8 protein-coding genes are annotated in these 13,063 nt (G+C 39.8%); all 8 read right to left on the reverse strand.

The features are described 5' to 3' along the window. Nucleotides 1-59: 59 nt before the first annotated feature. Complete coding sequence (locus COJ96_RS00230) at nt 60-2,303, reverse strand: alpha-galactosidase (protein ID WP_098571098.1); 2,244 nt, start codon at nt 2,301-2,303, stop codon at nt 60-62. A 94-nt stretch (nt 2,304-2,397) separates the two neighbouring features. After that, nucleotides 2,398-5,433: a beta-galactosidase, LacZ type gene (lacZ, locus tag COJ96_RS00235; RefSeq protein WP_373561644.1), complete on the reverse strand. Its 3,036-nt coding sequence runs from the start codon at nt 5,431-5,433 to the stop codon at nt 2,398-2,400. Between the two features lie 40 nt (nt 5,434-5,473). After that, nucleotides 5,474-6,298 carry a carbohydrate ABC transporter permease gene (locus tag COJ96_RS00240; RefSeq protein ID WP_098570995.1) on the reverse strand — a complete coding sequence of 275 codons (825 nt, stop codon included), beginning with the start codon at nt 6,296-6,298 and terminating at the stop codon, nt 5,474-5,476. Continuing rightward, entirely contained in the window at nt 6,291-7,154 is an 864-nt protein-coding gene (locus COJ96_RS00245) for a carbohydrate ABC transporter permease (protein WP_285851361.1), read from the reverse strand. The genes COJ96_RS00240 and COJ96_RS00245 overlap by 8 nt, the downstream gene beginning before the upstream one ends. Nucleotides 7,155-7,379: 225 nt before the next feature. Beyond that, nucleotides 7,380-8,666, reverse strand: a complete 1,287-nt coding sequence (locus COJ96_RS00250) for an ABC transporter substrate-binding protein (RefSeq protein WP_098570997.1) — start codon at nt 8,664-8,666, stop codon at nt 7,380-7,382. Nucleotides 8,667-8,842: 176 nt separating this feature from the next. Continuing rightward, nucleotides 8,843-10,606: a sensor histidine kinase gene (locus COJ96_RS00255; protein WP_098570998.1), complete on the reverse strand. Its 1,764-nt coding sequence runs from the start codon at nt 10,604-10,606 to the stop codon at nt 8,843-8,845. A 13-nt stretch (nt 10,607-10,619) separates the two neighbouring features. Further along, nucleotides 10,620-12,179: a response regulator transcription factor gene (locus COJ96_RS00260; protein WP_098570999.1), complete on the reverse strand. Its 1,560-nt coding sequence runs from the start codon at nt 12,177-12,179 to the stop codon at nt 10,620-10,622. A gap of 163 nt (nt 12,180-12,342) precedes the next feature. Then, nucleotides 12,343-13,062 (reverse strand): hypothetical protein, encoded by a 720-nt coding sequence (locus COJ96_RS00265; RefSeq protein ID WP_098571000.1) that lies wholly within the window; start codon nt 13,060-13,062, stop codon nt 12,343-12,345. Nucleotide 13,063 lies beyond the last annotated feature (1 nt).

The following is a 13,063-nucleotide window of genomic DNA, read 5'->3' on the forward strand; positions in this document are numbered from 1 at the left end:
TTTGTTTTTAAAAATAAAAATGGCCTCGGTACAGTCCAAGGCCATCTGTCATTATAATGTTAATTTAATTTATCCTCTATGCTTCTTATATAATAGACTTGTGATTGGAAATCTCCCCCACGTTCAAAACTCCGTCCATTGACACCATTAAACTCTGTTGGAAGCTGCAGCCCCACAGTCATTAGTTCATCACCATAATATGTCCGCTCGCTCCCAGTCACCTGATAGTCTTTTGACTCATCTAATCCACTGAGTCGCAGCAATTGCTGTTTCTTAGGATTCGGAGTTGCTAGTACTTTATACCAGCCAACCAATGCTTCCGAATGATCTTGGCTTACCACCATCCAAGCAGTTTCGTTATTTGAAAATGGATTCAACAAGCGATAGAATTGACCATCACGAATCAACTCTCGATGCGCTTTGTAAAAAGCAACCTGCTCTTTAATTTCCTCACGTTCTTCTTCGGTCAATTTGAGTGGGTCCAATTCATATCCAAATGTTCCAAAGTAAGCAGTGTTTGCCCTTGTTTGTAATGGTGTGGACCGTAATGTCTGGTGATTCGGAACAGCCGAAACGTGAGACCCCATACTATAAACCGGATACGCAAAGGATGTGCCATACTGGATCTTCAGCCTTTCAATCGCATCTGTATCATCACTCGTCCAAGCCTGCGGTGCATAATACAACATCCCAGGGTCAAACCGTCCGCCCCCGCCCGCACACGATTCAAACAACACATGTGGGAAATCGCTTGTTAATCGCTCATAGAGATTATAAACTCCTAAAATATAACGGTGGAAAAATTCACCCTGCTGATGAACGGGTAGGTTATTCGAAAAAGCTTCGGTGATGTTTCGATTCATGTCCCATTTAATATAGGCCAGCTTTGTTTGTTTAATAATTGTGGACATTTTATCATATAAATAATCCACGATTTCCTGTCTTGAAAAATCTAGGACCAGCTGATTACGTCCCAATGTATAGTGCTGACCTGGGATACCTACGGCCCAATCAGGATGCTCGTTGAATAATTCACTATTCGGACTGATCATTTCCGGTTCAAACCAAAGTCCAAACTTCATTCCGGTCTCATTAATTTTCTTTGCTAGGCTCTCCAGTCCATTGGGAAGCTTATTTAAGTCAACATGCCAATCACCAAGGGAGGAGGTATCATCGTTCCGTTTTCCAAACCAGCCGTCATCAAGGACAAGCAATTCTATTCCTAGTTCACTTGCAGATTTAGCAATATTCACTAGTTTTTCCTCATCGAAATCAAAGTAAGTGGCTTCCCAGTTATTAATTAGAATGGGACGTACGGCCTTCTTCCATTGACCTTGAATCAAATGCTCACGGTAAAGAGAATGGAAAGCCTGACTCATCCCGTTTAATCCGTGATCAGAATAAACCATGATGACTTCTGGGGTTTGAAATGAAGCTTGCGGTCTTAAATTCCACTTGAAGCCGAACGGATGAATTCCAACCGTAAGTCTTGCCATGTCGTAATGATCGACCTCTACTTGCATTAAAAAATTACTGCTATATACAAAATTAAAGCCATATACTTCCCCTGTATGTTCCGTTGCTTCTAGCCGCCTTAGTGCCAAGAACGGATTATGGTGGTGAGAACTGGCCCCGCGCAGACTAGAAATAGACTGAATGCCTGTTTCGAGTCTTCTTTCCTTTAGATGCCGTTCCCTTGACCATGTCCCCGCTAAATGGGTAAATACAAAATCTTTATCCGGAAGGTCGAGCGATGCTCCCATGAATCGATCAATAACCAGCTCTTCGGAACCCGCATTTCTTATCGAAGCACTTCTCGTGATGACAGGTTTGTCAAGGAAAATTGTATAATTTAACTGCAATTCCGCTTGCAGGAACTCATCTTTTAAGAAAATTTGAAGTGTACTTGCATCTTGATTGTCCTCTGTATAAGTTGCTGGGAGTCCTTCAAGACGAGGTTTCCCTTCAAGGATCTGATACGATTCATATGTGAAATTTGGAATATGATTTGCTGTGGTTTTACTAACGATGATTGCTGGTTCGCGAAAATCTGAATTTCCGTAGGCAGGGAATTCCTGACGCAGCGTCTCTAATCCAAATGCTGGGTCGTCAGCATATATATGCGTAGTTGCCCCTGTTGGCACATCATACGTTTGCAAATGGGAAAAGTCTTCTCTGTGGCGTAATGCCTTACCGTAATAAAGATGGCCGAGCTGCCCATTTTTCATGACATGAAAAATATAACTTACTTGGCCATTTGTTAAATGAAACTGCCTGTCCTTTTGATTCAAATGAATAAGCATCGCTTTCTCCTTCACCATTTTGACCTCTTTTCTAATATCAAGGGAAAGAGCTGTAAACCCAGACTCTTTCCCTTGTAAGTGTTAAATATATTGATTAAATTCTATTGATCACAAATTCGAATTCCATGTCTTTGTCAGCATAAATCAGGTGTTCATCATGCACCGGTGCACCCCAGCTGTCGTCTCCGCCAACGCCCATTTGCTTGCCTGCGACCGTCACAACGGTGTAATGAACATTTGGCAACTCATAATGATGTTGAGCATTCTCGAGTTCAAAAGCTGTATATGGCGAAAAGTTGCATTCTAATGGTTCAGCCTCCGCCGATATTTTTATTCCCTGTCCCTGTTTATTTGTTACCCTAACACGACGTACTCCAGTTCGGTTGCCAGACTCTTGCGGCATCACATATCCGGACAAATTATCTGATACTTGATTTTTAAAGATGCCCAGTCTTGCACCCATCGCACGGTCTGAGTAGTTCTCTTCAGGACCCATGGCGTACCATTCTAATTGATCATAATCTGCAGGCACCTTAAAGGATACGGCAAAAATCGGCATCTGCGGAAGATGGTTTGCGCCATGATAGACCGATTTCACACGGACACTGCCATCAGCAAAAACCGTATAGCTTATTTTCACTACCACTTCTTCACTTATTGATAATTTATAAGTAAAGGCAACGGTCACCTGACCTTTGTCATTTTTAAGATCAATAGCAACACATCTTCTGGTCAGACTGGCTGCGTACCAAAGCCCCGAATGGAAACCTTGGGAGTAGCCGCGGTCATTATCTGTCGTTGCCCGCCAGAATAATGGTGCTGGCGGCAGAGCAATCATCTCTTTCCCGGCGTAATTAAGCGACATGAGACTGCCCGCCTGTTTCGAGAACAGGATCGTAAAGTCCCTGCCATGGACACCTATATTGACATCGCCTTCGACGACTCTTAACTCTCCCTGAACTGCGGCAGACTTTTCTTCCGCCTTTACCTGAAACACAAATTGTCCAAATGCAATCTCATAACCAGCATCAGCCCAGAGTGTGTTTTCCTTTAAGACCAAGGAGGTTTGAATACAATACTCCCCAGAAGCACTCGTGATATCAGCAGGCAGCTTAAATTCAGCTCTTCCTGAACATTGAGGTCCTACATTAACCTCTAGCTTGTTTCGATACAATTCCTTGCCCTCAAGATAAAGGGCGTATTCTAATTCATAATCAGTTAGATCAGCGAAAAGGCTGTCATTAATAATTAATACCCCGGTCTGATCTGGGTTTAACTTAAAGTTTTGATATAGATATTTGACTTCCTGCATCTTAGGTGAAAGTTCTCGATTGGAATAAACGATACCATTTGTACTGAAGCCGTAATCGGTTGGACGGTCTTCAAAGTCACCGCCGGTGGCAAAAAATTCATTTCCATAGCGATCCTTTTTGATAAGGGACTGGTCAATATAATCCCAAATAAAACCGCCTTGATACATTGGATACTTCTTCTCTAGATCTGTATATTTGTACATCCCGCCAAGTGAATTTCCCATGGCATGCATATACTCACAGCTAATGTATGGTTTCTCGGGATTTGCATTCAAATACTCCTCAATATCAGCCGGCTTGGCATACATGCGGCTCTCCATATCACTAGTATCATTATATTCGCGGGCATGAAATACACCTTCGTAATGAACCAAGCGGCTTGGGTCCACTCTTTTGAAATATTTAGACACGTTAAGAATGACCTCACCCGCATAAGATTCATTCCCGCACGACCATATCAGGATGGACGGATGATTTTTATCCCGTTCAACCATAGAAACAGCCCGATCCATTACAATATTCTCCCATTCCGGCTTATTCCCGGGAATGTTCCAGGACGGCTCGACTGCCCCCATCTTTTGCCATGATCCGTGCGTTTCCAGGTTCATTTCATCGATAACATAGACACCGTATTCATCACATAAATCGTACCAATAACTCTGATTCGGATAATGAGACGTCCGGACTGCATTAATGTTATTTTGTTTCAGTGTTTTAATGTCCCAGAGCATGTCTTCCTTGGTAATCGCACGGCCGGTCCGGCAATTAAATTCATGGCGATTTACGCCCTTGAATACAATCCGTTCACCGTTAAGATGCATAATTTTATCGATAAGTTCAAATCTACGGAAGCCCACTTTCTGTGGAATCACTTCTACTAAATTGCCTTTTTCGTTATAAACCTGTATATAAAGCTTGTATAAATTCGGTCTTTCTGCGCTCCATAATTTTGGACCCTCAACATCCATTGCTGTTGACCATTTTCCGTCACCAGATTCAATCGTACAAGTAGATACTAGGCTGCCTTCTCGATCGTACAACTCTGTTACAATTTTTGAAGGTGAAGAGCTGCCAGACAATAGCTTGAGGTCTACTTTAAGCGTACCTTGCGTAAAAGCATCATTCAATTCCGCACGAACATCTGCATCATAGACATGAATCTCTGGTACAGTATAGAGATAGACATCACGGAATATTCCTGAAAAACGCCAGAAATCTTGATCTTCCAGCCAGCTTCCTGTGCTTCGCTGGTAAACTTCGACCGCTAATTTATTTTCACCTTTAGTTACAAATGGGGTAATGTCAAACTCAGCTGGCGTGAAGGAGTCCTCGCTATAGCCGACGAACTTTCCGTTTAGCCACACATAAAACGCTGATTCTACTCCCTGAAAAGAAATATACACCGGCTTATTGTTCATGTTTTCTGGTACAGTAAACATCTTCACATAACTGCCCACCGGATTATGGTCTTGTGGAATTTCTGGCGGACGAATCTCGTTTAGGCCGTCCCATGGGTACATGGTATTCACATATTGAGGTTTTCCATACCCCTGAAGCTGGATATGCCCAGGAACGGTGATGTCCCCCCAGCCAGAGCAATTAAAGTTCTCCTGGTAAAAATTCTCCGGACGATTGTTCGGATTAACGCTATAGCTAAATTTCCAATTTCCGTTTAGGTCATAGCGCAAAGCCATTGGACCTTCAAGTTTTGCTTGTTCCAGCGTTTCGTAATATATGTGATCGGAATGTGCAGGCAGTCGATTCACAGCAAACACATTCACATCCGTAAGCCAATCTAGTTTTGGAATTGTTGACATCATGATCACTCTTTTCTATTTCTATTTTTCCAAGTACCTACTATTTAACAGATCCCATCATACCGGCAACGAAATGCTTTTGCATGATAAAGAAGATTAGTGCTGCTGGTAAGGTTGCTATTACAATTGCTGTCATAATCATTCCAAAGTCAGGTGAGTAGCTTGAACCTAAGTTTGAAATTAATAGTGGGATCGTCTGGTTTTCAGGTGACTGCAATACAACCAGCGGCCATAAATAACTGTTCCAGCTTGCCATAAAGGTTATGATCGCCGCAGCAGCGTAAGTGGTTTTCATGGTAGGAACATAAATCTTAAAGAAACATCCTAATTCCGAGAGGCCATCAATTCTTCCAGCTTCAAGAATTTCTTTTGGAAACATTTTCGTGCTTTGTCTAAAGAAAAAGATCAGGTAGGCGGTTGTAACGGTCGGCAAAATGACAGCTGCGATTGTATCAATCCCAATGATCGAGAAGGATTGTGAGATGGAAGCAAACATTCTAAAGAGCGGTACCATCAAAGCCGCAAAAGGAATCATCATTGAAACTAGTAATATATTAAACACAAAATCCTTTGATTTACTTTTATAAATTTCAAATCCATATCCCGCCAAAGATGCAATCAGCATCGCAAGGATGGTTGTTAATACCGAGATTTTAGTTGAATTGATTAATGCAGGCACAAGATCAACAGTGTCCAGAAGATTGCGAAGGTTCTCCATAAAGTGACTGCCGGGAAGCATCCTTCCTTGCGTTACATCAACAGACTTGTTTGTCGAGCTTACAATCATCCATAAAAATGGAAACACAGAGACAATCGCTGCGATGGCTAGAACGGTATAACTGAATGTATTTTTTAGTCTACTCATTTTTATCACCTGCCGCTTTAAACTGAATGATCGAGAAGATAACAATCATAATTACGATTGCATAAGAGACGGTGGCTGCATACCCAAAGTCCGGAGTATATTTAAACGATAAGTTATAGATATACTGAGAAATAGTCATTGTTGCATTACCCGGACCACCCTTAGTAATATTCATGACCTCGTCAAATAACTGCAGTGTACCAATCGTTGAAGTGATTGATGTAAATAGAATAATCGGCTTCAACATTGGAATGGTTATTTTGAAAAACTGTTGAACTGGCGAAGCGCCATCGATTCTAGCTGCTTCATAGATGGACTCATCAACGTTTTGAAGAGCAGATAAATAGAAAATCATGTTGTAACCGGTCCAACGCCAAGTAATTGCCACAATAATCGCGATTTTCGCCCAAAAAGGATCGGTAAGCCATTGGATGGGTTCTGAAATGATTGCAACTTTCATTAACATCATATTAATAATTCCATCTTGTCCAAACAAATATTTAAAGATGACGGAATAGGCAACAAGTGAGGTTACACATGGTAAGAAGATGGCTGTACGAAAAAAGCCCTTAAACTTTAACGCTTTATTATTTAGTAGAACCGAAAGAAATAAAGCTAGTAAAATCATAACCGGTACTTGAATGATTAGATAAATGACTGTATTTTTTACCGTGGTTAGGAATGTTGGGTCTTTAAATAGCCGCGTATAATTATCGATTCCTGTAAAGGTTAGATTTGCACCAACACCTGTTTGAAAGGATAAAATAAGAGCCTGAATCATTGGGTAGAAGTAAAATAAAAGAATCATTACGGCAGCGATAATAACAAATGACCAGCCAATGATATTATTTTTCAGCCGAGTTTTGCGGCCGCCGGAATTTGATTTTAGAAGGGCTTGAGTGTGGTTTTCTTTCGCTGTTATCAATTCTAGTCAACTCCTTACATTGTGAGTTTAAGAAAAGAAAACGCCTCAGAAAGTCGCCTGATGCATCAGTTAGCTCCAATACATGAATGGCAGAGCCGGCGAAATTCTAAGGCATAATCTCTTTAAAAGTAGATTGTTACTTTCTAGCTTGTTGTGTTATTTAATTTGCTCTTCTGCTTGCTTTTGAGCATCCTCTAATACTTTATCTAGATCTTTACCTTTAAGGTAATCTTGCATTCCAACCGCTAAAATGTCTTCAATAGCATATGTGTGCATACCATAGTTAACTTGAGGAATTTTCTCTGTCCAAGCAGCAAAGTCAGAAACTACTTTTTGTCCTCCGAAGAAATCATCCGCAGCTTTATAAGCTTCGCCTTCAGCAGCTGGCTTGTAAGTACCAATAGCGCCCATTTCTTTATTTAATGTCTGATAAAAATCTGCATTAGATCCAAATGTTTTTCCTAAGAAGTCCGCAGCCTTTTCTTTACCATCGATGTTTAACACGTACCAAGAGCTTCCACCTAAGTTAGAAGCGTTCACGGAAGTTGCAATTCCAGATTGCTTTGGCATCGGAAGAACCGCCCATTTGCCGGCTTGTGATGCTTCAGCCTTGATGGATGGAGTAATCCAGTTACCAGTTGGAACAGTTGCCACGTCACCGCTGTTAAATCCTGCAACAAATTGACCCCAGTCAGAAACCGGTTTTACTAAATCTGCGTCTAAAATCGCTTTATATGTTTGGAATGCTTCCTTTAAAGCTGCGTTTCCTGCTAAGTCAGGTGTAACGCCGTCGTTCTTTAAGTACCAAGAACCGCTTGTTTGAATCATCATACGAATAAGACCAAGGTCTTTTGGATCCTGTGTAAGCATTGCTTTCCCAGTTGCTTCTTTAACCTTCTTACCTACTTCAATGTATTTATTCCAGTCCATGTTTTGTAAATCTGCGACTTTGTATCCCGCTTTTTCCAAATAGTCAGTTCTTACATAAAGTCCCGTTACACCTGTATCAAATGGAAGGCCATAATTTTTGCCATCCAAGCTGGTAGGGGCAATTTTATACTGTGCGAAATCATCCGCTTTAAAAGAACCCGTTAACTCATGGAACATATCTGGATACGCTTTAAGGAAGCTTTGCGCCCGATAATCTTCAATTAATACAATATTCGGTAATCCCTTTGTAGTCCCCGAACTTAAGCTGGTATTCAACTTTTGAATAATGTCATCTTGCGCATGTTCAATTACTTTAATGTTTACATCTGGATTTTCAGACTTATAAGCGTCTTTTGCTATATTCATTGCTTTAATGTTGAAATTTGGATCCCATGCCCAAACTGTTACTTCATTTGTATCTTTGCCTTTGTCGGAAGTCTCTTTATTTGATCCCGAAGAACAAGCAGTTAGCATCAGTATACTAACTAAAAAGAGTGCTAGTACTTTTTTCATTGATATTCCCCCAACATCCTATTTTATGTAAGCGTTATCCCACTTACAAATATAATGTTATCACCTAAAAGGACTGAATCGTTAGGACGATATTTTTATTGGATGGTAATATCTTTGTAACATGAACACGCTTCCATTTAATTCATTTGGATTATTTTTAGATTTTATGACTATTTTTACTTTATGGAAATCGGAAGCTCCAGTCGTACCTTTGTCCCTTCACCTAATTCGCTGGATATCGTGACCCCATACTGTTCCCCGTAAATAAGTTGGATCCGCTCATGAACATTCCGGACGCCAATTCCGGAAAACATTTGTTGTTTGCGCTTCGTATTAGGGAGTTTATTTTCAGAAGAAACCTCCATACCATCTCCATTATCAACAACTTCACAGATTAATACATTTTCCTCCTGCCAGACAAGAACATTGATGTACCCGCCAGGCTTATGATTGAAGCCGTGGAAGAATGAATTTTCCATAAAAGGCTGCAAAATCAGCTTGGGCACATGATACTCTATACAATCTGGCGCGATAAAATAGTTCACTTTAATCCGATTGCCGTACCGTTTTTGATTAATTAGGACATAATTTTTTAAATTATCGACTTCTTGTCCAATCGTATTTGTCTCACTGACATTGCCAATGGTATTTTGAAGCAAAGAGATCAATGCATTAATGGTCGCTTCGGTTTCTTCTTTACTACCCTGCTGCACCATAAATTTTATGGAAGTCAGCGTATTGTACAAAAAATGTGGATTGATTTGCTGTTGAAGTGCTGCTAATTCCGCATTACGCTTCTGCTTTTGAGATTCTACCAGCTGGTCGACATACTGATGGAGCTCATCCAGCATGGAATTAAAGGCATTGCCAATTTTCATGGTTTCATAGGTGCCGCTTGCAGAGACATATTGATGGAAATTATGTTTTGAGGCATCTTCAATCTGCTTCACCAGACTTGATAATGAATTGGTCAATCTCCTTGTGGCGAGCAGGACAATGATTAATGCCGCAAAGACAATTCCCATCGAAATGAGCACAATAGCTTTTTTATCAATTAGGTCTCCGACTGCTTTTTGCTTGTCAATGATATTAAACAAGTACATATCAAAAGAAGGAAGGTACTCCATTGAGATAATTTGATCCTTTCCCATAAAGGAATCAATAATATAACGGTCTGAGCTCTTTTCAATTTTAGTTGCATAGCTCAGAAAGCCCTTTGGTGCTTGTCCAATGAGCTTTGACAGATTGCTCGACACAATGACACCCCGCTTGTCTACAACAAACACATTATTGCCGGGGCCTGTATAGCTTGTGAAGAACCTTCTAAATTCACGTTCATCAAACGCAAAAAACATTGAACCATAAACCGTACCGTTGATTCGCTCCATTAGCACCTTTGATGCAACAATGAACTGGCGATTCGTTCCATCATTCCGCATGTCCAATTGGTAGATCAGCTTCTTCGGCTGCTTAAACGTATTACTAGTAAGGACACTAGTCCTTAACTCTTCATCCGTAATTGGCCAGTACGTACGATCCGTTGCAAAGCTGAACCCGTTTCTGCCCATAACAAAAATGCTTTCCTCATAAGCATCTAAATTGGTTTCGATCCGCTTTAACTGTTGACCTGTATTAAAATAGGCATTTAACTTCTCTTTATTGCTGAATTCCTCCGACATCAGAACTTTTTTAATTGTAGTGCTTTGAAGGAGATTGTTCGATGCAAGAACGACTGAATAATTAAAGGATTCGAAGCTCTCCTTTACCTGATTCATTACTTTTGAGTTCGTCACGCTAAACTTTTTAATAAAAAATTGCTCCGACATCCGAATGGTTGTCCATGTAATCGTGATCGAAACTGTGATAATCATCAAAACTGTAATGAAAAACATAACGATAAATAAACCGTTATGTTTAAAACGTTCGGGAATCAATCTCATAATTCACCATCTCTTATCTTAGTTTTTGCTGTCTTTTGTATTGGCTTGGAGACAATCCCTTGATTTTCTTAAAAACTTTACAGAAATAGCTATGATCCGAGTAACCTACCATTCCACTAATTTCAGAGATCGATTCCGTTCCCTCCATAAGCAGCTTCGTCGCTTCCTCAATCCGGATTCGATTTAGATATTCGATGAAACCTTCTCTACTATGTGTTGAAAAATAGTTAGAAAGGTATGATGGATTAAAATGAAAATGCTTTGCCACGCCTGTTAAGGTAAGCGGCTCGGCATAGTATTCTCCAATATACTCCATTAATTTTTTCATATTGATATCTTCCGGCTCGCTTTGCACCGAAAAAATGCATTTTTTCGCTTCTTCAATAAAATGATTCATTAATTCAACTGTAGCCGTTGCTGAAGGCGCTTCATCAATCGATCGAAAATAGGAATACTTCGCATTTTCCAGATCTGATACATCATATTTCATATTACTTAGGAGAATGGTAATGTTGAAAATAATGTTGCCAAAGAAAGCTTTATATTCAAGGACGTCCATCGTATAACAAGAAGACATGACTTGGATATGTTCTTGTAAATACTGAAAGGCTGAGTCAAAATGTTTTCGCTTTAACTCCTCGGTAAACCAATCCAAATTAAATTTTTCAGGTTTAGAAGGCAGGTTAGGGAGATCCTGCACCATTAACAATGGTTGATTGAAAAAATAAAAGCGATAATCTAACAATTTTATAAGACCTTCCTTGTACATGTTCCCTACTAATGAAAGGTCGGTAAACGCCTCCGTCAAAACAAGACTAATTCCCGGAATGCTTTGATCAAGTTGGCGTGCCATTTTAATGACCTCGGGAAAATTCTCTATATTCATATTCATTAAGTATCCAATGATGTTTTCTTCCAAACTTAAGGGCTCGAGAACAGCTTGGCTTTTGTTATGCTGAAATGCCTCTTCGATTTCCCTCTTGATACTAGTTTTGAATTCTGTACTTTTTTTAGATTGATGGCGGTTTCTTAAATCTACTCCGATTAAACAAAAGTGGCTAAACGGAAAAGCCTGAGATACTAAATCTGGATTATAATTTACTTCATATCCTGAAATAAGTTTATCGATAATCTGCCCAATCGGGAGATTTCCTGTTAATCTTTGGTCCATTTTTTGAAAGGCAGGAATTCGATTAGCGGCCGTTTTCAGTGCCTTTAAAAGGCCTTCTGCGTTAAGCTTCGGCTTTAATATATAATCAACAACACCGCTTTGAAAGGTGGAACGGACATAATCGAATTCGCCAAAACTGCTTAAAATAATGATTTCTTTATGAGGATATCTTTCCTTCACAATTCTGGTTAATTCCTCCCCATCCATGATGGGCATCACGATATCTGTAATGATAATATGCGGATCGGTAGCTTCGATTAATTCAAGGGCCTCTTGACCGTTTGAAGCCTCGCCAACAATCATAAAACCCTCTTGTTCCCAATTGATATAGTGCTTAATCCCTTGTCTGATTAACATTTCATCGTCTACAATAAGTGTTCGGCATAGTTCCCCGACTGTCAACGGAATCCCCCCAGAAGATGACCTGTACAATTCGATTTCAATATTTTAATTATACTATAAACAAACTCAATCCCTTTTCATAAAAATTGAACCAATTAGTTGCACTTTAATTAAACGTTTGATTAGTTACAACAAAAAAAGATAGCCTAAACGGCTACCCAATTTACTCTACAAACTGAATATTCACTTCAGATTTGCTATTCAATTCCAGATCTTTCGGAATTCGCAAATAGAGAATGCTTTGACCCTCATAAAAACTAGATTGATGTTGAAATAACGAAGGCTCACCCGTAAATTGGGTAACCGGAAAGATCTGATTAAAGATGGAGAAATTAAGTTTAGCTTTCTTTGAATTGTGTAAAGTTAATATATCCCCTGCTAATGTCAGACGGATTGGGTTTATCACCTTACTGATATCCATGTCATTTACACTTGATCTCGTTCTATAGTACACAGCTTCAATCTTATCATCATTCGTTTTCTTTCTTTCTACAAAAATCTGTGTCGCGAAAAACTCTTCGGTTCCAACTGATAGATTAAGTTTTGGCTCACGATACTCGAAATCCCATTTTTTCTCTATGGAGTTTCTACCGATGGTATTAATTTTTCCTGCAGCAGCTGCATCGAATAAAGTCGCCCCTTCTTTTTCTATAGCGTCGATAGGTGCTTTTTTTAAATCAGTCATATCTTTTCCGTTGATAAACGGAACCACAATTGTACAGATGAGTAATAGTGATATATATCCTCCAAAAATCCTTCGGGCCCAAGAGCTGGAAACAGATTTCCCCTTGTTATTGACTGTCCTCCTTATACCTTTGGCTGTGAAGATGGAGATAATAACGAGAATAAATAAAATGGGTAATAGACTCCCTATGTTCATCATG

This window comes from Bacillus sp. AFS073361 (assembly GCF_002567005.1).
GTDB lineage: Bacteria > Bacillota > Bacilli > Bacillales > Cytobacillaceae > Neobacillus.